General features: G+C 61.5%; 20 protein-coding genes. 13 read left to right on the top strand and 7 right to left on the bottom strand.

Features of this window, described 5'->3' with window-relative positions; all coding sequences use genetic code 11:
• The 3 genes from J1N02_RS12855 to J1N02_RS12845 all read left to right on the top strand — a co-directional run bounded on the left by J1N02_RS12855 (window position 1) and on the right by J1N02_RS12845 (window position 2,050).
• Window positions 1–1,086, top strand: coding sequence for a 5-(carboxyamino)imidazole ribonucleotide synthase (locus J1N02_RS12855; protein WP_421147392.1), 1,086 nt, complete (start codon window positions 1–3; stop codon window positions 1,084–1,086).
• Between the two features lie 104 nt (window positions 1,087–1,190).
• Window positions 1,191–1,436, top strand: coding sequence for a GlsB/YeaQ/YmgE family stress response membrane protein (locus tag J1N02_RS12850; protein ID WP_016978642.1), 246 nt, complete (start codon window positions 1,191–1,193; stop codon window positions 1,434–1,436).
• A gap of 77 nt (window positions 1,437–1,513) precedes the next feature.
• Window positions 1,514–2,050 carry a DUF3299 domain-containing protein gene (locus J1N02_RS12845; protein ID WP_027608241.1) on the top strand — a complete coding sequence of 179 codons (537 nt, stop codon included), beginning with the start codon at window positions 1,514–1,516 and terminating at the stop codon, window positions 2,048–2,050.
• A 120-nt stretch (window positions 2,051–2,170) separates the two neighbouring features.
• On the opposite strand, the gene J1N02_RS12840 is transcribed toward J1N02_RS12845, so the two are convergent.
• Window positions 2,171–3,070: a D-hexose-6-phosphate mutarotase gene (locus tag J1N02_RS12840; protein WP_421147391.1), complete on the bottom strand. Its 900-nt coding sequence runs from the start codon at window positions 3,068–3,070 to the stop codon at window positions 2,171–2,173.
• Window positions 3,071–3,127: 57 nt separating this feature from the next.
• Complete coding sequence (locus J1N02_RS12835) at window positions 3,128–3,532, bottom strand: acyl-CoA thioesterase (protein WP_003176975.1); 405 nt, start codon at window positions 3,530–3,532, stop codon at window positions 3,128–3,130.
• 408 nt (window positions 3,533–3,940) lie between these two features.
• On the opposite strand from J1N02_RS12835, the gene J1N02_RS12830 reads away from it, so the two are divergent.
• The 8 genes from J1N02_RS12830 to J1N02_RS12795 all read left to right on the top strand — a co-directional run bounded on the left by J1N02_RS12830 (window position 3,941) and on the right by J1N02_RS12795 (window position 14,221).
• Entirely contained in the window at window positions 3,941–5,230 is a 1,290-nt protein-coding gene (locus J1N02_RS12830) for an MFS transporter (RefSeq protein ID WP_027608244.1), read from the top strand.
• Between the two features lie 267 nt (window positions 5,231–5,497).
• Window positions 5,498–6,484 (top strand): phosphate ABC transporter substrate-binding protein PstS, encoded by a 987-nt coding sequence (locus J1N02_RS12825; protein WP_016978637.1) that lies wholly within the window; start codon window positions 5,498–5,500, stop codon window positions 6,482–6,484.
• Window positions 6,485–6,868: 384 nt separating this feature from the next.
• The gene (locus J1N02_RS12820) at window positions 6,869–8,902 is read left to right on the top strand and encodes an ABC transporter permease subunit (protein ID WP_174562752.1); all 2,034 of its coding nucleotides are present in this window, start codon (window positions 6,869–6,871) and stop codon (window positions 8,900–8,902) included.
• Between the two features lie 15 nt (window positions 8,903–8,917).
• Entirely contained in the window at window positions 8,918–10,588 is a 1,671-nt protein-coding gene (gene pstA / locus J1N02_RS12815) for a phosphate ABC transporter permease PstA (RefSeq protein ID WP_027608246.1), read from the top strand.
• 133 nt (window positions 10,589–10,721) lie between these two features.
• Window positions 10,722–11,555: a phosphate ABC transporter ATP-binding protein PstB gene (pstB, locus tag J1N02_RS12810; protein ID WP_027608247.1), complete on the top strand. Its 834-nt coding sequence runs from the start codon at window positions 10,722–10,724 to the stop codon at window positions 11,553–11,555.
• Between the two features lie 70 nt (window positions 11,556–11,625).
• Entirely contained in the window at window positions 11,626–12,387 is a 762-nt protein-coding gene (phoU, locus tag J1N02_RS12805) for a phosphate signaling complex protein PhoU (protein WP_027608248.1), read from the top strand.
• Between the two features lie 168 nt (window positions 12,388–12,555).
• Complete coding sequence (locus J1N02_RS12800; RefSeq protein WP_027608249.1) at window positions 12,556–13,467, top strand: response regulator; 912 nt, start codon at window positions 12,556–12,558, stop codon at window positions 13,465–13,467.
• Between the two features lie 82 nt (window positions 13,468–13,549).
• On the top strand, window positions 13,550–14,221 hold the full coding sequence (locus J1N02_RS12795) for a peptidoglycan DD-metalloendopeptidase family protein (RefSeq protein WP_421147390.1): 672 nt from the start codon (window positions 13,550–13,552) through the stop codon (window positions 14,219–14,221).
• A gap of 3 nt (window positions 14,222–14,224) precedes the next feature.
• Here J1N02_RS12795 and J1N02_RS12790 read toward each other — a convergent pair whose 3' ends face one another.
• The 3 genes from J1N02_RS12790 to phoB form a co-directional block, all read right to left on the bottom strand.
• Window positions 14,225–15,565 (bottom strand): hemolysin family protein, encoded by a 1,341-nt coding sequence (locus tag J1N02_RS12790; RefSeq protein WP_098480703.1) that lies wholly within the window; start codon window positions 15,563–15,565, stop codon window positions 14,225–14,227.
• Window positions 15,566–15,835: 270 nt separating this feature from the next.
• Window positions 15,836–17,122: a phosphate regulon sensor histidine kinase PhoR gene (gene phoR / locus J1N02_RS12785; protein WP_249776265.1), complete on the bottom strand. Its 1,287-nt coding sequence runs from the start codon at window positions 17,120–17,122 to the stop codon at window positions 15,836–15,838.
• An 82-nt stretch (window positions 17,123–17,204) separates the two neighbouring features.
• Window positions 17,205–17,894 (bottom strand): phosphate regulon transcriptional regulator PhoB, encoded by a 690-nt coding sequence (phoB, locus tag J1N02_RS12780; RefSeq protein ID WP_003176964.1) that lies wholly within the window; start codon window positions 17,892–17,894, stop codon window positions 17,205–17,207.
• Window positions 17,895–18,048: 154 nt separating this feature from the next.
• Here phoB and J1N02_RS12775 point away from each other — a divergent pair, with 154 nt between their 5' ends.
• Window positions 18,049–18,426, top strand: a complete 378-nt coding sequence (locus J1N02_RS12775; protein WP_141156325.1) for a hypothetical protein — start codon at window positions 18,049–18,051, stop codon at window positions 18,424–18,426.
• Between the two features lie 120 nt (window positions 18,427–18,546).
• Here J1N02_RS12775 and ubiA read toward each other — a convergent pair whose 3' ends face one another.
• On the bottom strand, window positions 18,547–19,437 hold the full coding sequence (gene ubiA, locus J1N02_RS12770) for a 4-hydroxybenzoate octaprenyltransferase (RefSeq protein WP_092355902.1): 891 nt from the start codon (window positions 19,435–19,437) through the stop codon (window positions 18,547–18,549).
• A complete protein-coding gene (locus J1N02_RS12765) occupies window positions 19,437–20,000 on the bottom strand; it encodes a chorismate--pyruvate lyase family protein (protein WP_092355899.1) in 564 nt (187 codons plus the stop codon). The genes ubiA and J1N02_RS12765 overlap by 1 nt, the downstream gene beginning before the upstream one ends.
• A gap of 197 nt (window positions 20,001–20,197) precedes the next feature.
• Here J1N02_RS12765 and J1N02_RS12760 point away from each other — a divergent pair, with 197 nt between their 5' ends.
• The gene (locus J1N02_RS12760; protein ID WP_003213373.1) at window positions 20,198–20,365 is read left to right on the top strand and encodes a rubredoxin; all 168 of its coding nucleotides are present in this window, start codon (window positions 20,198–20,200) and stop codon (window positions 20,363–20,365) included.
• Window position 20,366 lies beyond the last annotated feature (1 nt).

Genomic DNA, 20,366 nt, shown 5'->3' with positions numbered 1-20,366 from the left:
ATGAAAATCGGTGTAATCGGTGGCGGCCAACTGGGCCGCATGCTGGCCCTGGCGGGTACCCCGCTGGGGATGAACTTCGCTTTCCTGGACCCGGCGCCGGACGCCTGTGCGGCAGCCTTGGGTGAACACCTGCGCGCTGACTACAGCGACCCGGACCACCTGCGCCAACTGTCCGACGAAGTCGATTTGGTGACGTTCGAGTTTGAAAGCGTACCGGCCGAAACCGTGGCCTTCCTGTCGCAGTTCGTACCGGTGTACCCGAGCGCCGAAGCCTTGCGTATTGCCCGTGACCGCTGGTTCGAGAAGAGCATGTTCAAGGACCTGGGCATTCCGACCCCAGCCTTCGCCGATATCCAGTCCCAGGCGGACCTGGACGCCGCCGTCGCCAGCATCGGCCTGCCGGCCGTGCTGAAAACCCGCACCCTGGGTTACGACGGCAAGGGCCAGAAAGTCCTGCGCACCGCCGCCGATGTGGTCGGCACCTTCGCCGAACTGGGCAGCGTGGCCTGCCTGCTGGAAGGCTTCGTGCCGTTCACCGGCGAAGTCTCGTTGATCGCCGTACGTGCCCGGGATGGCGAGACGCGCTTCTACCCGTTGGTGCACAACACCCACGACAGCGGCATCCTCAAGCTGTCCGTGGCCAGCACCGATCACCCGTTGCAGGCCCTGGCCGAAGACTATTCCAGCCGCGTGCTCAAGCAGCTGGATTACGTCGGTGTGATGGCGTTCGAGTTCTTTGAAGTCGACGGCGGCCTCAAGGCCAACGAAATCGCCCCGCGTGTGCATAACTCCGGGCACTGGACCACCGAAGGCGCCGAGTGCAGCCAGTTCGAAAACCACCTGCGCGCTGTCGCGGGCTTGCCATTGGGCTCCACGGCCAAGGTCGGTGAGAGCGCGATGCTCAACTTTATCGGCGTGGTACCGCCGGTGGAGCGCGTGATCGCCATCGAAGACTGCCATCTGCATCACTACGGCAAGGCCTTCAAGGCCGGGCGCAAGGTCGGCCACGCCAACCTGCGCTGCAAGGACCGCGCAACGCTGCAAGCGCAGATCCTCAAGGTCGAAGCGCTGATCGCCGAGCAATAACCCGGGGGTCGGCGGGAACCATTGGTTATCGCCGTCCTCTGATTGCAGGATGCCAAAGCCTGTCTAGGCTTTGGCATAGCTCACTTCATTCAGAGGGAAATGCCATGGGTATCATCGGAACCATCTTTATCGGCTTGATCGTCGGCCTGTTGGCGCGTTTCCTCAAGCCCGGCGACGACAGCATGGGCTGGATCATGACCATCCTGCTGGGTATCGCCGGTTCCCTGGCCGCGACCTACGGTGGCCAGGCGCTGGGCATCTACCAGGCGGGTCAAGGCGCAGGCTTTATCGGCGCACTGGTCGGCGCAATCATCCTGCTGGTGATCTACGGCCTGATCAAAAAGAAGTAATCAGCCGACAAAGTCCTCTGCGCTGCGCAGGCGCAGAGGGCTAGAATGCTCGCCACTTGTACTTGCCGAGCCTCTCCATGCGCCGTCTCCTGTTGACTCTTCTTCTGCTGGGCTCTGGCCTGGCCCATGCCGGTGAATTGCCGGAAACCGACTGGCTCGACCTGATGCCGCTGTCGGACCAGAAGGCCCTCGAGGCCATGCCCGAGATCGATCACAACTCCCCCGAAGCCCAAGGCACGTTCACCGACAAAGGTGGCCTGAAGCAGAGCAAAGGCTTGCCGGCGGTGATGTATTCGACCAAGACCGTGGCCGCCATGAACGGCAGGAACATCCGGATCGGCGGCTACCCGGTGCCGTTGGAAACCGACGCCAAGGGGCGCAGCACGCTGTTCTTCCTGGTGCCATACCCGGGCGCCTGCATCCACGTGCCGCCACCGCCGCCTAACCAGTTGGTGCTGGTGCGTTATCCCAAGGGTTTGAAGCTGGATGATATCTACACGCCGCTGTGGGTGACCGGCACGTTGAAGGTGGAGACGGTGAACAACGATTTGGCCGACGCCGCCTATGCGCTGGATGCGGGCAAGGTGCGGGTCGTAAAGGAATCCGATCTATAAGCTTCCGCTGAACCCAATGTGGGAGGGGACTTGCCCCCGATAGCAGGGTGCCAGTCACTGTCTTTGGTGACTGATTCACCGCTATCGGGGGCAAGCCCCCTCCCACATTTGGAACTCCATCTACCGGGTAACACCGGTGATGCTCACACCCAGCGTGTGGCTTTCACCCGGCGCCAGCGTCACCACATCATCCAGCACATTCGCCGTCTCGATGCACAGCATGCCCTGCCAGCCATCATCGGCCATGTCGTCGAAGGCCTTGGCGCGTTCGGTCCAGGGGTTCCAGATCACGGTGGATTTCGAGCCTTGGCTGGTGAGCTGGATGCGACGCTGCCAGTCCTGATCGAGGATGCTCAGCGACGGGGGCGTATCGAGGTAGATGCGGTCGGTCTCGGCAGTGAAGTGCAGCAGGCCGGACTGGGTTTTCTCGCTCCAGCCATCGGCGGTATCGATGTACGCCGAGCCGTCCAGGCCTTCGACCTGCACGTTGCGTACGTCGCTCACGGCGAAGTAGGTATGCAGCGCCTGGCTGAGCGTGACAGTGCCGTCGCCACGGTTGTGGCTGGTCAGGCGGATGTGCAGTTGGTCGTCCAGCAACAGGCTCAGTTTCAGCTCCACCTGATGTGGCCAGCCGGGGAAGCCGCCTGCAGGAACCGGTAGTTCAAGGTCCACTCGCAGCGCTTCACCTTCAAGGGAGGTCCCGGCCAATACCCAGGTCGTGGTACGCACGAAACCGTGAGCGCCCGCAGGCTGATCACTTTGGCGCATCGCCTTTACGCTGGACGGGTTGCGGTCGAACACCCCAAACCAGGGCCAGCACACCGGGACGCCGGTACGAATGCCCTTGCCCTTCTTGAACACCGCCTCAGGGTTCGGCCAGATCAGCGGCTGCTCGCCTTCGCGGCCGTAACTGAAGATATGCGCGCCCTGCTGGGCAATCATCAGCTCGGCGCCGTTATGGCGGATGCGCCAGCAGTCCAGCTCGTCGATTTTTACGGTCTCAACGTGGGGCGTAGGCATAACAGGCACTCTCAATGGCAGGCAATGGGGCAATTGACCGTCAAAACCCCGCGAGGTTTAACGCGCGCGCGATGGCACCGAGCGTGTGCGGCCGCTGCCATCGATAGCGACAAATACAAACACCGCCTCGGTGACCTTGCGCCATTCGCTGGACAGCGGGTCGTCGCTCCACACTTCGACCATCATCTGGATCGAGCTGCGGCCGATTTCCAGGGCCTGGGTATAGAAGGACAATTGCGCGCCCACTGCCACCGGCACCAGGAACGCCATGCGGTCAATGGCCACGGTGGCCACACGCCCGCCTGCGACCTTGCTGGCCATGGCGGTACCGGCGAGGTCCATCTGCGCGACCAGCCAGCCGCCGAAGATATCGCCAAAACCGTTGGTTTCACGCGGGAGCGCGGTGATTTGCAGGGCGAGATCGCCTTGCGGGATAGGATCTTCTTGTTCGAGTTCGATCATGCCGGGGGGCCTCTGACCCGTGACGCTTTTATAGGTGGAGCAAGGTGGATAGCCGACTGTTAGAAAAACGTTTCAGCACAAACATACTCCGTTCGATACGTTTCTCGTAAGGCGTACTAAAGGGAAACTCTGCCAAATCGGCTGGATGGCACCCAACGACGTTTTGGCGCAGCAGCCCCTCAAACCTGGGGTTCTTGCGCTTGCAAGGGCCGAGTATATCGAGACCCTGGCGCCACGACGACCTCCCGGCGCTCATTTGGTCGGTAAATAGCCGCTGTATCGCGGCTTTTGCGCGCAACTGTTCTCCTGGCGCTGTGCTTTTACAAGCGATTTGCTATCTTGCCAGACCGCCGCCGGTCCCGGGCGTGTCGTCCTTATCAAGCTGACTACTATAAGAGAAGCCTTGCCATGTCCTCCGTGCCTGCAAGCAGTGCGCAACCGTCGCGCCCGCTGACCCGCAACGACTACAAAACCCTGTCGCTGTCTGCCTTGGGCGGGGCGCTGGAGTTTTATGACTTCATCATTTTCGTGTTTTTCGCCACCGTGGTCGGAAAACTGTTCTTCCCTGTCGATATGCCCGAATGGCTGCGCATGATGCAGACCTTCGGCATCTTCGCCGCCGGTTACCTGGCACGCCCGCTGGGCGGCATCATCATGGCGCACTTCGGTGACCTGCTGGGCCGCAAGAAAATGTTCACCCTGAGCATCTTCATGATGGCCGTGCCGACCCTGATCATGGGCCTGCTGCCAACCTACGCGCAGATCGGCCTGTGGGCACCGGTCCTGTTGCTGTTGATGCGCATCATCCAGGGCGCAGCGATTGGCGGTGAAGTTCCCGGCGCCTGGGTGTTCGTCTCCGAACACGTACCGCCGCGCCATATCGGCTACGCCTGCGGCACCCTGACCAGCGGCCTGACCGCAGGGATCCTGCTGGGCTCGCTGGTGGCTACCGCGATCAACACTATTTACAGCCCTGAGCAGGTCTCGGATTACGCTTGGCGCATTCCGTTCCTGCTCGGTGGCGTGTTCGGCCTGCTGTCGGTGTACCTGCGCCGCTGGTTGCATGAAACGCCGATCTTCGCCGAGATGCAGCAACGCAAGACCCTGGCCGCCGAGCTGCCATTGCGTGCCGTATTACGTGACCACCGCGGCGCCATCGTGTTGTCGATGCTGCTGACCTGGCTGCTGTCAGCCGGCGTCGTGGTGGTCATCCTGATGACCCCGACCGTGCTGCAGACCATCTACCACTTCAGCCCTACTGTTGCGCTGCAGGCCAATAGCCTGGCCATCGTGACTTTGAGCCTTGGCTGCATTGCCTCCGGCGCCCTGGCTGACCGTTTTGGTGCCGGGCGTGTACTGGTAAGCGGTTGCGCCTTGCTGCTGGCGACCTCCTGGACGCTGTACCACAGCCTCATGACCCACCCGGACTGGCTGTTCCCGCTGTACGCCTTGACCGGCCTGTTCGTCGGCACCATTGGCGTGGTGCCTTACGTGATGGTGAAAGCCTTCCCGCCCGTGGTGCGCTTCAGTGGCCTGTCGTTTTCCTACAACGTGGCCTACGCCGTATTCGGCGGGCTGACGCCCCTGGCGGTGTCGCTGCTGATGAAGGAAAGCCCGATGGGGCCGGCCTACTACGTGGCTGTCCTGTGCGTGATGGGGATGGTGGTGGGTGGGTATCTGTGGAAGCGCGGGCGGTAACCCCGTTTAGCGCTTTTACCGGTAACCATGTGGCGAGGGAGCTTGCTCCCTCGCCACATGCCTTGCGTTTTATAACAATTACAGCTTGTTTCCAAGAAGTCGCTTAGTCGCCCTAACCTCCTCGTACGTCCCGACCTTCTCTCCTTTTGTTGTGTGATCTCCAATGCTGGCCTTTCATCCAATTGTCATATTTCAGACATAGAGTGTTCACACGGCCTCTCGATACTTGGCCCCGATCCAACTATCCCTATCTGCTAGGAGCAAGGCATGAAACTGAAACGTTTGATGGCGGCAATGACTTTTGTCGCTGCTGGCGTTGCGACCGCCAACGCGGTGGCTGCAGGTGTTGATCCGGCAATCCCGGCTTACGTCAAGACCACTGGTGTGTCGGGCAACTTGTCCAGCGTCGGTTCCGATACCCTGGCCAACCTGATGACCCTGTGGGCCGAGGGTTACAAAAAGGAATACCCGAACGTCAACATCCAGATTCAAGCTGCCGGCTCCGCCACCGCGCCACCTGCGCTGACTGAAGGCACCTCCAACCTGGGCCCGATGAGCCGCAAGATGAAGGACACCGAACTGGCGGCCTTCGAGCAGAAGTACGGCTACAAGCCAACCGCTATCCCGGTTGCCGTGGACGCCCTGGCCGTGTTCGTGCACAAGGACAACCCGATCCAGCACCTGACCATGGAACAAGTCGACGCGATCTTCTCCTCGACTCGCCTGTGCGGTGGCAAAGCCGATGTGAAAACCTGGGGTGACCTGGGTGTGACCGGCGACCTGGCCAACAAGCCAGTGCAACTGTTCGGCCGTAACTCGGTATCCGGCACCTACGGCTACTTCAAGGAGGAAGCCCTGTGCAAAGGCGACTACAAGCCTAACGTGAACGAACAACCCGGCTCGGCTTCGGTCGTGCAGTCGATCAGCTCTTCGCTGAACGGCATCGGTTACTCGGGCATCGGCTACAAGACCGCCAGCGTGAAGACCGTGGCCCTGGCCAAGAAAGGCAGCACTGACTTCATCGAAGACAGCGAAGAAAACGCCCTGAACGGCAAATACCCACTGTCGCGTTTCCTCTACGTTTACGTCAACAAAGCCCCGAACAAGCCTCTGGCCCCGCTGGAAGCCGAGTTCGTGAAACTGGTTCTGTCCAAACAGGGCCAGGAAGTGGTCGTCAAGGACGGCTACATCCCACTGCCAGCCAAGGTTGCCGCCAAGGCCCTGGCTGACCTGGGTCTTAAAGAAGGCAACTGATTGCCTCTGCGGGGCCGGGATACCGGCCCCGCATCCGAATTTTCTAGTCCGCTGCCAGCCCTGCTTCGCGGCGGATTTGTTGCGTCACTGCACTGTCATCTTTCTGTCATACAGGATCGCTAGGGTGTGCGCATGAATGATCTGGCCAATTCCACCATGACGACAACTTCTCCCCCCAAGCGCATTGATTTCAATACGCCTGAGCTGCAACGCAAGCGCCGTATTCGCGCGCTCAAGGATCGCCTGACCCGTTGGTACGTGCTGGTGGGCGGCCTCGCCGTTCTGGGTGCGATCACCCTGATCTTCTTTTTCCTCGCCTACGTGGTCGCGCCACTGTTCCAAGGCGCCTCGCTGACCAAGGAAGACGCACTGACGCCCGCCTGGATGCAGGACGCCGGCAAGCCGTTGTTGATCTCCCTGGAAGAACAGAACCAGGTCGCCATGCGAGTTTCCGACAAGGGCCAGGCGCTGTTCTTTGACGTCACGAGCGGTGCCGAACTCAAGCGTGTCGACCTGCCGCTTGCGCCCGGCGTGAGCGTGGCTTCCATCGGTGAAGACCAGCCGGGCAGCCCGCTGGTGATCCTCGGTTTGTCCAATGGCCAGTCCCTGGTGTTCCGTCACACCTATAAGGTGTCGTACCCGGACGGCAAGAAAACCATCACGCCTGCGATTGAATACCCCTACGGTGAAACGCCGATCGTGCTCGACGATGCCGGCCGCCCGTTGGAGCATGTTGCCCTCAACGCCACCGATTCGTCGCTGGTGGTGGCAGGCTCGGCCGGTTCGCACTTGAACGTGCTGACCCTGAGCCGCGAAGAAAACATGATGACCGGTGAAGTCACCAGCGAGCAGAAGCGTGTCGAGCTGCCGCAAATGACCGAGCCAGTGAAGGCGATCTTCATCGATCCACGCCAGCAGTGGCTGTACGTGATCAACGGACGTGCCCTGGCGGATGTGTTCAGCCTGCGCGACAAGAGCCTCAACGGTCGCTACAAATTACTGGAAGATGGCACTGCCGAAGTCACCGCCAGCACCCAGTTGGTGGGCGGCATCTCGCTGATCGTCGGTAACTCCAAAGGCGGCCTGGCCCAGTGGTTCATGGCCCGCGACCCGGATGGCGAGCAGCGCTTCAAGCAGATTCGTACCTTTCAGATGGGCACCGCGCCCATCGTGGAAATCACCGCCGAAGAGCGGCGCAAAGGCTTCACCGCCCTCGACGCCTCCGGCAAATTCGGCGTGTTCCACAGCACCGCCCACCGCACCCTGCTGGTGGATCCGGTGGTCGACGGCCAGGGCGTGTTTGGTATGTCGCCGCGCGCCAACCGGGTGATCGTCGAAGCCGGCGGCAAGCTGCAGCCGCTGCTGCTGGACAACCCGCACCCGGAAGTGTCCTGGAGCGCGTTGTGGAGCAAGGTCTGGTACGAAAACTACGACGAACCTAAGTACGTCTGGCAATCGACCGCCGCCAACACCGACTTCGAACCCAAGATGAGCCTGGCGCCATTGACCTTCGGTACCCTGAAGGCGGCGTTCTACGCCATGCTGCTGGCGGCGCCACTGGCTGTTGCCGCGGCGATCTACACCGCTTACTTCATGGCCCCTAGCCTGCGCCGCAAGGTCAAGCCGGTGATCGAACTGATGGAAGCCATGCCGACGGTGATCCTCGGCTTCTTCGCCGGCCTGTTCCTGGCGCCGTATGTCGAAGGGCATCTGCCGGGGATCTTCAGCCTGCTGATGCTGTTGCCGATTGGCATCCTGGTGGCCGGGTTTGTCTTCAGCCGCCTGCCTGAATCCATTCGCCTGCGGGTTCCCGATGGTTGGGAAAGCGCGATCCTGATCCCGGTGATCCTGTTCGTGGGCTGGCTCTCGCTGTACATGAGCCCGTACCTGGAAACCTGGTTCTTCGGCGGCGACATGCGCATGTGGATCTCCCACGACCTGGGCATTACCTACGACCAGCGCAACGCCCTGGTGGTCGGCCTGGCCATGGGCTTTGCGGTGATCCCGAACATCTACTCCATCGCCGAAGACGCCGTGTTCAGCGTACCGCGCGGCCTGACCCTGGGTTCCCTGGCCCTGGGCGCCACACCGTGGCAGACCATGACCCGCGTGGTGATCCTGACCGCCAGCCCGGGCATCTTCTCGGCGCTGATGATCGGCATGGGGCGCGCCGTGGGCGAGACCATGATCGTGCTGATGGCCACCGGCAACACGCCGGTGATGGAGATGAACCTGTTCGAAGGCCTGCGCACCCTGGCGGCCAACGTCGCGGTGGAAATGCCCGAGTCGGAAGTCGGCGGCAGTCACTACCGCGTGCTGTTCCTCTCGGCGCTGGTGCTGCTGCTGTTCACCTTCATCATGAACACCCTCGCCGAGCTGATTCGTCAGCGTCTGCGCAAGAAATACTCGTCGCTTTAAGAAAGGTAGAAGTCTGTGAAACAGAACTCCCTGAATGGATGGTTCAAGAGCGGCGCTCCGGGCGTCTGGATCAGCGGTGGCGCGGTGTCCATCGCGGTCATCATGACCATTGGTTTGCTGGCCGTGATTGCCGTGCGGGGCCTGGGCCACTTCTGGCCGGCCGACCTGATCCAGGCCAACTACAACGTGCCGGGCCAGGAAAACCATATCGTCATCGGCGAAGTGGTGCAGAAAGAAGAAGTGCCGCGCGAGCGCCTGAAAAGCGCGGGCCTGCCGGTGCCCGATGCGGGCCCTGAATTCATGACCCGCGAGCTGATCAAGGTCGGCAACCGCGACCTGAACGGCAACGACTTCACCTGGATCGTCGGCGAATGGTTGAAGGACCAGAGCACGCCGAAGAACCTGATGACCATCGAACGTCGTGAGTGGGGCAACTTCTACGGCACCCTGGTCAACGTCAAGCAGGATGGCAAGGTCATCGCTGAAGGCGAGGCCGCGTGGCCGGAGCTGCAAGCCCGCGTGGACCGCGTGAACAAGCTGGCGGCCCAGCTCAAGACCCTGGAGAAGTCCGACATCGGCGCGATCAACGCCGGCCTCGAGCGCATCCGCCTGCATGGCCGCAAACTGGAACTGGAAGGCAAGCTCGACGCGGCCGCCCAGGCCGACATGGAGGCCGACCGCGCCGAGCTGAACGCGCGTTACCAGGACATCGAAGCGCGCCTGGCCGACCTGCACGCCCAGTTCAACCGTGACGCCTTGACCGCTCGCGATGGCAACGGCAAGGAAATTGAAATCGGCATCGGCAAGGTGGTGCACGCCTACCAGCCGAACGCCATGGGGACCGTGACCAAGATCGGTTTCTACGTCAGCAAGGTGTGGGAATTCCTCAGTGATGACCCGCGGGAAGCCAACACCGAAGGCGGGATCTTCCCGGCGATCTTCGGCACCGTGATGATGACCCTGATCATGGCGATGATCGTGACCCCGTTCGGCGTGCTGGCGGCGGTGTACCTGCGTGAATACGCCAAGCAGAACACCCTGACGCGCATCATCCGCATCGCCGTGAACAACCTGGCGGGTGTACCGGCCATCGTCTACGGCGTGTTCGGCCTGGGTTTCTTCGTGTATGTATTGGGTGGCTCGGTCGACCGTCTGTTCTTCGCCGAAGCGCTGCCGGCACCGACCTTCGGTACACCGGGCCTGCTCTGGGCCTCGCTGACCCTGGCGCTGCTGGCGGTACCGGTGGTGATCGTGGCCACCGAAGAAGGCCTGGCGCGGATTCCGCGTACGGTGCGTGAAGGCTCCCTGGCGCTGGGCGCGACCAAGGCGGAAACGCTGTGGAAGATCGTGCTGCCGATGGCCAGCCCGGCGATGATGACCGGCATGATCCTCGCCGTGGCCCGCGCCGCCGGTGAAGTGGCGCCGCTGATGCTGGTCGGCGTGGTGAAACTCGCCCCGTCGCTGCCGCTGGACGGCAACTACCCGTACCTGCACCTGGACCAGAAGATCATGCACCTGGGGTTCCATATTTATGACGTCGGTTTCCAGAGCCCTAACGTCGAGGCCGCACGGCCGCTGGTATACGCCACCGCCTTGTTGCTGGTGCTGGTGATCGCCACGCTCAACCTGTCGGCAGTGTGGATTCGTAACCACCTGCGTGAGAAGTACAAGGCGCTGGACAGCTGATCTGAATTGAACGCGGACTTATTTGTGGGAGGGGGCTTGCTCCCGATTGCGGTGTGCCAGCCAGCACACATGTTCCTGATGCACCGCTATCGGGGGCAAGCCCCCTCCCACACAACAGCACAGGGAGCATCCCATGCAACACGACACCCATTCCCACGGCATCAACATGTCTGCCCTGGGTCGCGACAAACAGAGCCTGAGCCTGGCCCAGGAAACCGTGGCCATCGAAGTACCGGGCCTGAGCCTGTATTACGGTGACAAGCAGGCGCTGTTCGACGTCAGCATGAACATCCCCAAGCAGCGCGTGACCGCCTTTATCGGCCCGTCGGGCTGCGGCAAGTCCACGCTGCTGCGTACCTTCAACCGCATGAACGACCTGGTGGACGGTTGCCGCGTGGACGGGGCCATCAACCTCTACGGCACCAACATCTACCGCAAGGGCGAAGACGTGGCCGAACTGCGTCGCCGTGTGGGCATGGTGTTCCAGAAGCCTAACCCGTTCCCCAAGACCATCTACGAAAACGTGGTCTACGGCCTGCGCATCCAGGGCATCAACAAGAAACGCATCCTCGACGAAGCGGTTGAGTGGGCCCTTAAAGGCGCGGCGCTGTGGGACGAGGTCAAGGACCGCCTGCATGAGTCGGCACTCGGCCTGTCCGGCGGCCAGCAGCAGCGTCTGGTGATCGCGCGCACCATCGCCGTGGAGCCGGAAGTGCTGCTGCTCGACGAACCGTGCTCGGCACTCGACCCGATCTCGACGCTGAAAGTCGAAGAACTGATCTACGAGCTCAAGTCCAAGTTCACCATCGTTATCGTGACCCACAACATGCAACAGGCGGCGCGGGTTTCCGACTACACCGCGTTCATGTACATGGGCAAGCTGGTGGAGTTCGGCGATACCGACACCCTGTTCACCAATCCGGCGAAGAAGCAGACCGAAGACTACATCACCGGTCGCTACGGCTAGGAAGCTGTGGTTCTGATTGCACTGACGCTGCGGTTCTCCGCACCTTACCGGACGCTCCAAGGATGCCAACATGATTAGCAAAGAAGGCCTTACCCACCATATCTCCGCGCAGTTCAACGCCGAGCTCGAGGAAGTGCGCAGCCACCTCCTGGCGATGGGCGGGCTGGTGGAGAAGCAAGTCAACGACGCCGTCACTGCGCTGATCGAGGCCGACTCGGGCCTGGCCCAGCAAGTGCGCGAGATCGACGACCAGATCAACCAGATGGAACGCAACATCGACGAAGAATGCCTGCGCATTCTCGCCCGTCGCCAGCCGGCGGCATCCGACCTGCGCCTGATCATCAGCATTTCCAAGTCGGTGATCGACCTCGAGCGGATCGGCGATGAAGCCACCAAGATTGCCCGCCGCGCCATCCAGCTGTGCGAAGAGGGTGAAGCGCCGCGCGGTTATGTGGAAGTGCGTCATATCGGCGACCAAGTGCGCAACATGGTCCGGGATGCCCTGGATGCCTTCGCGCGCTTTGACGCCGAGCTGGCATTGTCGGTAGCGCAGTACGACAAGGTCATCGACCGTGAATACAAGACCGCCCTGCGTGAGCTGGCCACCTACATGATGGAAGACCCGCGCTCTATCTCGCGGGTCTTGAGCATCATCTGGGTGTTGCGCTCCCTGGAGCGGATCGGTGATCACGCGCGCAATATCTCGGAACTGGTGATCTATCTGGTGCGCGGTACCGACGTACGGCACATGGGCCTCAAGCGCATGAAGGCCGAAGTTGAGGGTTCAGCCGATCAAATCCCTAATGTTCCGGGCGAACCTGACGATAAGTAAGGTTGCCCGAGAAATTAACGCCCGGCCTCTGGTCGGGCGTTTTCGTTTGTGGCGCCTGAATTTTTTGCGAATCGGGTAAAAGAAAGTCCGAACGTGACTACAGAGTTTTGGCAAAATGCCATTAGTCAGGCGTTTTGCGTGCCGAAGTTTTTATAGGATGAAGGGTCGATGAGTAAAGTCAGTGTATTGGTGGTGGATGACGCCTCGTTTATCCGCGACCTGGTGAAGAAGTGCCTGCGCAACTACTTCCCCGGGATCAAGCTTGAAGATGCGGTAAACGGCAAGAAGGCCCAGACCATCCTGATGCGCGAGAGCTTCGACCTGGTGCTGTGCGACTGGGAAATGCCGGAGATGTCCGGCCTGGAGTTGTTGACCTGGTGCCGCGAGCAACCGCACCTCAAGGCCATGCCGTTTGTGATGGTGACCAGCCGTGGCGACAAAGAGAACGTGGTCCAGGCGATCCAGGCCGGGGTTTCCGGTTACGTCAGCAAGCCGTTCACCAACGAGCAACTGCTGAACAAGGTCAAGCAAGCCCTGCACAAGGTCGGTCGCCTCGACGCCCTGGTCGCCAGCGCGCCGACCAAGATGAACTCGGCCTTCGGCAATGATTCCCTGAGTGCCCTGACCGGTGGCAAGCCCGAAGCCGTACGTGCAGCCCCCGTTGCGGCGGCTGCCTCTGCGCCAAGCAAAGGCCTGCTTAACAACGCCCCGCCGGTCCAAGCGCCAGGCGCTGCACCCACTGGCGGCCGTGGCCAGGGCCAGTTGCGCCTGTCCAGCGGCACCCAGCAATGCGTGATCAAGGCACTGAGCATCAAGGAAGCGCTGCTGGTGGTGCGTCGCGGTGAAGTCCTGCCTCAGGTACTGGAAAGTGCCGTGCTCGACCTGGAACAGGGCGACAACGCCGAGGTGGCGCGTCTGAACGGCTACCTGCACGCCATCGTCGCCTTCGAACCCAAGCCGGACAGTGACTGGCTGCAACTGACCTTCCGCTTTATCGACCAGGATGCGCAGAAGCTTGACTACATCTCTCGCCTGATTGCGCGCGGTACGGCGCAGAAGCATTTTGTGCCGGGGGCCTGACCTTCAGTCCGAAGGGGCGTGCCCCGGGATTGTCATGATCCCTTGCTAGCTTGCTGTTCATTCACTCCGGCAGGTTCGCGCCATGCTCCTTCGCCTTTTGCTGTCCTGCATATTGGCCTTGGTCGCCAATTCGACCCAGGCCATGACCCTGTACAAATCCACCGATGCCAACGGCATGGTGTTTTTCAGCGATCGGCAAACCCCCGGCGCCCAGGCGTTCGTGATCCAGGAACGTAGGGTCGAGCGCGTACAGCCGCCGATACTCTACAGGCCAAAACCCGTTTACCCGCAACAAGCCTACCGTTACCCCTTGCCCTGGCGTGGCGGCCCGTTCCGCCTGACCCAAGGCCCCAACGGCAGTTTCAGCCACACCGACGCCAAAAGCCGCTACGCCATGGACATCGCCATGCCCGAAGGCACGCCGATCATCGCGGCACGCAGGGGTGTGGTGATGAAAATCGAGAATAGCCAGATCGGACGCGGCAACGATGCGTCAGGCAATTTCGTGCGCGTGCAGCACGATGACGGCACCCAGGGTGTGTACCTGCACCTCAAGCAAGGCTCGGTGAGTGTCAGGCCGGGGCAGCGTGTGGCGGTGGGCAGCGCGCTGGGGTTGTCGGGCAATACCGGCAACAGCAGCGGGCCGCACCTGCACTTTGTGGTGCAACAGAGTACCGCGGCCGGGCTGGTGTCGATTCCTTACGAATTCAACCAGCCGGTCGGGACATTGCCCAATTTTGCATTGGGCAATTGAGGGTCAATCCAGCAGCAGGACCTTGGCCAGCACGATCTTCGGCCCTTTCATCTTCTTGATGATGATCCGCAAGCCTTCAACCTCCAGCACTTCTTCCTCTTCCGGCACCCGTTTGAGGGTGTCGTAGATCAGCCCTGCGAGGGTTTCGGCCTCGATGTGGTCCAGGTCGACGCCCAGCAGGCGTTCCACCTTGAACAGCGGCGTATCGCCCCGTACCAGCAGTTTGCCAGGCTGGTAGGCGAGGATGCCGCGCTCGGCCTTGCGGTGTTCGTCCTGGATATCGCCCACCAGCACTTCCAGCACGTCTTCCATGGTCAGGTAGCCGATGATCTTGCCGTCGGCTTCTTCCACCAGGGCAAAGTGCGCGCCGCCTTTGCGGAACTGCTCCAGCAACTGCGACAACGGCATGTGCCGCGACACACGTTCCAGCGGGCGGGTCAGCTCGGCCAGGTTGAACGATTCGGGGATGTGGTCCAGGGCCGCCAGTTCCAGCAGCAGGTCCTTGATGTGCAAAAGCCCGACAAACTCGTTGCGCACCGCGTCATACACCGGATAGCGGCTGAATTTATGGCGACGGAACAGCGCGAGGATTTCCTTGAGCGGGGCGTTGAAGTCCAGGGTCACCAGGTCTTCACGGGAGTTGGCCCAGTCCACCACTTCCAGCTCGCCCATTTCCACGGCCGAGGCCAGTACACGCATGCCTTGGTCGCTCGGGTCCTGGCCACGGCTGGAGTGCAGGATCAACTTGAGCTCTTCGCGGCTGTAATGGTGTTCGTGGTGCGGGCCGGGTTCGCCTTGGCCGGCGATGCGCAGGATCGCGTTGGCGCTGGCGTTGAGCAGGTAGATCGCCGGGTACATGGCCCAGTAGAACAGGTACAGCGGCACCGCCGTCCACAGCGACAGCAACTCGGGCTTGCGAATGGCCCAGGACTTGGGCGCCAGTTCACCGACCACGATGTGCAGGTAGGAAATCACGAAGAACGCGGCAAAGAACGACACGCCCTTGATCACTTCCGGCGATTCGACACCTAGGGCGCCCAGCAGCGGTTCGAGGATGTGCGCGAACGCCGGCTCACCGACCCAGCCCAGGCCCAGGGAGGCGAGGGTGATACCCAGCTGGCAGGCCGACAGGTAGGCGTCGAGCTGGCTGTGCACGGTACGCAGGATCTGCCCGCGCCAGCCGTTGGTGTGAGCGATGGCCTCGACCCGGGTCGAGCGCAGCTTGACCATGGCAAATTCCGCCGCAACGAAAAAACCGTTGAGCAGTACCAGGATCAGAGCAAAAAGAATCATGCCGAAATCGGCGAAGAGTGTGGCGAGGGTGATACCAGGGGAAGGGTCCATGATTGGGTTTTGCAGGTTCCGTGTGTTCAATAAGGGGTGACAGAAGGGCCTGAAAGGCAGGCGCAAGTCGGCCAATGTAGCGGCTGACGGGGCGCTTGCCTAGTGGGTGCCGCCGGGTGGGGTGTGGAATGCCTTATTCGAAACAGCACAATTCCAATTGTGGGAGGGGGCTTGCTCCCGATAGCAGTGTGTCAGTCAGCATATCTGATACTGATGCACCGCCATCGGGAGCAAGCCCCCTCCCACATTTGGTTTTGTGCTGTGTTTGAGTTATTCGTCATTTCCGACGAGCCGCGAACGGGTCATCTGCCCTGGCGGAAAGTGGCAGGTGAACGTACTGCCATGCCCCAGCACACTGCTGATTTCCAGGCGCGCGCGGTGGCGCAGCAGCACATGCTTGACGATGGCCAGGCCCAGCCCGGTGCCGCCGGTGTTGGAGTTGCGGCTGGAATCGACGCGGTAGAAACGCTCGGTCAGGCGCGGCAGATGCTTGGCGTCGATGCCGATGCCGGAGTCCTGCACGCTCAGGTGTGCGCCTTGCTCGTCGGCCCACCAGCGAATGCGGATAGTGCCCTTGTCCTGGGTGTACTTCACCGCGTTGAACACCAGGTTGGAGAACGCGCTGCGCAATTCGCCCTCGCTGCCTTTGAGCAACACCTGCGGGTCGGCATCCAGGCTGATCTGCTGCCCACGCTCGCCCGACAGGGCCTTGGCGTCATTCTTGATGGTCTGCAACAGGCTGTGGACGGCCACCGGTTGGTTGTCCGACGGATAATCCGTGGCCTCGAGCTTGGCCAGCAACAGCAAGTCGTTGAGCAGGGTCTGCATGCGTGAACCCTGCTGCTGCATTTGCTGCAGGGCACGGCTCCAGCGCGGGTTGATCTCCTCGACGTTGTCCAGCAGCGTCTCCAGGTAGCCGCAGATCACCGTCAACGGCGTGCGCAGTTCGTGGGAGACGTTGGCAACGAAGTCTTTGCGCATCTGCTCCAGCTGATGGATGCGGGTTACGTCGCGCACCAGCATCAGGTGTTCGTTGTTGCCGTAGCGGGTCAGGTACAGCTGGATGCGCACGCGGTCGTTGGTGGGCGAGGGGATTTCCAGGGCTTCTTCGTAGTTGTCCTGCTCGAAGTATTCCTTGAAGCGCGGGTGACGCACCAGGTTGGTTACCGGCTGGCCGCTGTCCTGGGGCGTCTTGAGGCCCAGCAGGGTCTCGGCGGCGCGGTTCCACCATTCCAGGTTGCCGTCGCTGTCGAGCATGATCACCGCGTCCTTGAGCGCAGCGGTGGACTCTTGCACCCGGTCGATCACGGCTTGCAGGCGCCCGCGTACCCGTTGGTCGCGGCGTTGCAGGTGGTAGATGCTGTCGAACACCTCACCCCACAGGCCGTAGCCATCGGGCGGTGCTTCGTCGGGTTTGTGCTGGCGCAGCCATTCATGCAGGCGCAGCAATTGCTTGAGGGTCCAGCCCAGGTACAGGCCGATACCGATGGCCAGGCTCCAGCCGTAATAGCCGCTGACCAGGCCCACCAACAGGCAGGCGGTGATCAACAGGAGCATGTGGCGGATCAGGGTGCCATGCCAGTTCTGGTTCACTTAAACATGCGTCCTTGTCAGCTGTTAAGGAAGGAAAGTGACTGGCTCAGCCCTTGGTGGAGAACCGGTAGCCGGTGCCGCGCACGGTTTGTACCAGATTCTCGTAGGCATCGCCCAAGGCTTTGCGCAGGCGACGGATATGCACGTCGACGGTGCGTTCCTCGACATACACGTTGCCGCCCCACACCTGGTCCAGCAACTGGCCACGGGTATAGGCACGCTCCTGGTGGGTCATGAAGAACTGCAGCAGGCGGTATTCGGTCGGGCCCATCTCGGCCGGCTTGCCGTCGATGGTCACGCGGTGGCTGATCGGGTCCAGCAGCAGGCCACCGACTTCGATAGGCGCTTCGCCATCGGTCGGGCCGGCACGGCGCAGCACGGCTTTCAGGCGCGCTACCAGTTCCCGTGGGGAAAACGGCTTGGTGATGTAGTCATCGGCGCCGACTTCCAGGCCCTGGATCTTGTTGTCCTCTTCGCCCTTGGCAGTGAGCATGATGATCGGGATATCCCCGGTCAGCTCATCGCGCTTGAGGCGGCGGGCCAGTTCGATGCCGGAGGTGCCGGGCAGCATCCAGTCCAGCAGGATCAGGTCCGGCTTGCGGTCGACGATAATGGCATGGGCCTGCTGGGAGTTCTCCGCCTCCAGGCAGTCATAGCCGGCCATTTCCAACGCAACGGCGATCATCTCGCGGATGGGCGCTTCGTCGTCAACAATCAGAATGCTCCTGCCAACCATGCCTAAAATCCTCTTGTCATTTAACTGTCTTGCGCCGCATTAGATAACGGAATTATTGCAGTCGTGTGACAGTAATTTAGTCGCTTGGGCAATTCGGGGCACTCTGGACTACGCTTTGGGTCCGAATCCTGACAACCACAAAAGGAAGGTTCCGATGACTCACAGTACTTTTTCCTGGAAGGCCCTGCTGGTCACGGCGGCATTGACGCTGCCGACACTGGCATTCGCGGCGGAGCCGGCGATGACCCAGAAGGGCCTGTTAGTGGATCACAGCGGGAAGACCCTTTACACCTTCGACAAGGACGCCGATGGCAAGTCAGTGTGCAAGGACCAGTGCGCGACCAACTGGCCGCCGCTGAAAGCGGAGTCTACTGACAAATCAATGGGCGATTGGACCGTGATCACCCGTGATGACCAGACCAGTCAATGGGCCTACAAAGGCAAACCTGTCTACACCTACAAGGATGACCACAAGGCCGGTGACAAGAGCGGTGATGGCAAGGGTGGGGCATGGCATGTGATCAAGCCCTGATTTCGCGGCGCTGCTGAAACCATCGGGGGCAAGCCCCCTCCCACATTTGAATGTGTTCACACCTCAAAAGGTGGGAGGGGGCTTGCCCCCGATGAGGCCCGACCAGGCACTGCAAAAACCTCAGCGAAACGCGTAATCCGCCACAATCCCGACAAAAATCGCCAACCCGGCCCAGTGGTTGTGCAAAAACGCCTTGAAGCATTTCATCCGGTCCCGGTCGCGGGTGTACCAGAACTCCCAGGCAAAGCAGCCTGCCGCCGCCAGCAGGCCCAGGTGGAACCAACCCCCCAGCTCAAACCGTGCGCCGGCCAGCAACAGGCACAGCAGCGCCAGGCCTTGCAGGGTCAGGATGATCACACGGTCGGCATCGCCGAACAGAATGGCGGTGGACTTGACGCCGATCTTCAAGTCGTCGTCGCGGTCGGTCATCGCGTAATAGGTGTCGTAGGCCACTGTCCACAGCAGATTGGCTATATAGAGCAGCCAGGCGATAGCGGGCAGGTGGCCGGTTTCGGCGGTGAACGCCATCGGCATGCCCCAGGAAAACGCCGCGCCCAACACCACCTGGGGGTAATAGGTGTAGCGCTTCATGAACGGGTAGCTGACCGCCAGTGCCAGACCGCCCAGCGACAACCAGATGGTGGTGGCGTTGGTCAACAGCACCAGCAGGAAGCTGATCAGCATCAGTACCGCAAAGAACACCAGGGCCTCTTTCGAACTGATCCTGCCGCTGGCCAACGGGCGTTGCGCGGTGCGTTTCACGTGACCATCGACCTTGCGGTCCGCCCAGTCATTGATGACACAACCGGCAGCACGAGTCAGCGTCACGCCCAGCACAAAAATCACGATGTTGGCCAGGGACGGCGAGCCCTTGCCGGCGATCCACAGCGCCCACAGCGTCGGCCACAGCAGCAGGTAGATGCCGATAGGCTTGTCCATGCGGGTCAACTGAATGAAATCCCAGGCCCTGGGGTGCAGGCGGTTCAAGGATTTGAGCAGACGTTGATACATCAGCAGTTCTCCGGATGGTCATGCAGCGCGTGCCAGAAAACCGGCAGGAAGACTTCCGCCACCAGCACGCTCAGCGGCCCGCGATCGAAGCGTGAGCGGCGCGCCCACAGCCCGTCGGCCTGGTCCGTGGTGGGCAACCATTGGCGGGGGTAATGGCACACCTCGATGGCCTGGCGGGTGAACGCGCGGTCGCAAAACAGCAATTCGCCGAGGGAACGGCTGCCCAATTCGTCCATCTGCAAGCCGTCGCCCTGCAGCGCACTGCGCGCCGCCACACTGCGGGCGAACACCCAGGGTTGGCCATGCCCGCGCAGATACACCTCGCGCACCCAACCGATACTGGCCGGTGGCATGTGCAGCGCCGCGCATTCATCATCGCGCAGCGGCTGCCAGCCTTCGAACAGCGGCGTCACGCTGAAGCCATCGTGGGACAGCCACGTCAGCCGGCGGGTCAGCGAGCCTTCGTCGAACAGCCAGTTCAGGGTCAAGGGCGCGGGCGCAGGGCTCAGGAGGCTCTGGGTCAACCATTGGCAAGCATCGGGAAGGGCGATTGAGTGCGGCACGGTGCGTCAGTATTGGCGGCAAAAGAGGCGGCGAGCTTACCATGGCGTCCTGATCTTTTGCCGGGCCGTCCCGGCGCCTTGCGTCGATCAAGCTTGCATCTGTCGGCCCCGATCAGTACAAAACGCCCTGAGCCGCGCGGCAACGCTGGATCCATCGACCGCCGGCCAACCTGCCTGGACCCTGAGGAAGCAAGTAAATGAAGAAGTGGCAATGTGTAGTCTGCGGCCTGATCTATGACGAAAAAGACGGCTGGCCGGATGATGGTATCGCTCCGGGTACCCTGTGGCAGGACGTACCGGAAGACTGGCTGTGCCCGGACTGCGGCGTCGGCAAAATGGATTTCGAAATGATCGAAATCGGCTAAT

Source organism: Pseudomonas sp. NFX5, assembly GCF_049132125.1.
Taxonomy (GTDB): Bacteria; Pseudomonadota; Gammaproteobacteria; order Pseudomonadales; family Pseudomonadaceae; genus Aquipseudomonas; species Aquipseudomonas marginalis.
This window is presented reverse-complemented; position numbering and strand designations above follow the sequence as displayed.

What these genes read in the sequence shown, in the direction of transcription:
- J1N02_RS12855 (WP_421147392.1), top strand. Translation starts at nt 1, where the DNA reads ATGAAAATCGGTGTAATCGGTGGCGGCCAACTGGGCCGCATGCTGGCC.
- J1N02_RS12850 (WP_016978642.1), top strand. Translation starts at nt 1,191, where the DNA reads ATGGGTATCATCGGAACCATCTTTATCGGCTTGATCGTCGGCCTGTTG.
- J1N02_RS12845 (WP_027608241.1), top strand. Translation starts at nt 1,514, where the DNA reads ATGCGCCGTCTCCTGTTGACTCTTCTTCTGCTGGGCTCTGGCCTGGCC.
- J1N02_RS12840 (WP_421147391.1), bottom strand. Translation starts at nt 3,070, where the DNA reads ATGCCTACGCCCCACGTTGAGACCGTAAAAATCGACGAGCTGGACTGC.
- J1N02_RS12835 (WP_003176975.1), bottom strand. Translation starts at nt 3,532, where the DNA reads ATGATCGAACTCGAACAAGAAGATCCTATCCCGCAAGGCGATCTCGCC.
- J1N02_RS12830 (WP_027608244.1), top strand. Translation starts at nt 3,941, where the DNA reads ATGTCCTCCGTGCCTGCAAGCAGTGCGCAACCGTCGCGCCCGCTGACC.
- J1N02_RS12825 (WP_016978637.1), top strand. Translation starts at nt 5,498, where the DNA reads ATGAAACTGAAACGTTTGATGGCGGCAATGACTTTTGTCGCTGCTGGC.
- J1N02_RS12820 (WP_174562752.1), top strand. Translation starts at nt 6,869, where the DNA reads ATGCAGGACGCCGGCAAGCCGTTGTTGATCTCCCTGGAAGAACAGAAC.
- pstB (WP_027608247.1), top strand. Translation starts at nt 10,722, where the DNA reads ATGCAACACGACACCCATTCCCACGGCATCAACATGTCTGCCCTGGGT.
- phoU (WP_027608248.1), top strand. Translation starts at nt 11,626, where the DNA reads ATGATTAGCAAAGAAGGCCTTACCCACCATATCTCCGCGCAGTTCAAC.
- J1N02_RS12800 (WP_027608249.1), top strand. Translation starts at nt 12,556, where the DNA reads ATGAGTAAAGTCAGTGTATTGGTGGTGGATGACGCCTCGTTTATCCGC.
- J1N02_RS12795 (WP_421147390.1), top strand. Translation starts at nt 13,550, where the DNA reads ATGCTCCTTCGCCTTTTGCTGTCCTGCATATTGGCCTTGGTCGCCAAT.
- J1N02_RS12790 (WP_098480703.1), bottom strand. Translation starts at nt 15,565, where the DNA reads ATGGACCCTTCCCCTGGTATCACCCTCGCCACACTCTTCGCCGATTTC.
- phoR (WP_249776265.1), bottom strand. Translation starts at nt 17,122, where the DNA reads ATGCTCCTGTTGATCACCGCCTGCCTGTTGGTGGGCCTGGTCAGCGGC.
- phoB (WP_003176964.1), bottom strand. Translation starts at nt 17,894, where the DNA reads ATGGTTGGCAGGAGCATTCTGATTGTTGACGACGAAGCGCCCATCCGC.
- J1N02_RS12775 (WP_141156325.1), top strand. Translation starts at nt 18,049, where the DNA reads ATGACTCACAGTACTTTTTCCTGGAAGGCCCTGCTGGTCACGGCGGCA.
- ubiA (WP_092355902.1), bottom strand. Translation starts at nt 19,437, where the DNA reads ATGTATCAACGTCTGCTCAAATCCTTGAACCGCCTGCACCCCAGGGCC.
- J1N02_RS12760 (WP_003213373.1), top strand. Translation starts at nt 20,198, where the DNA reads ATGAAGAAGTGGCAATGTGTAGTCTGCGGCCTGATCTATGACGAAAAA.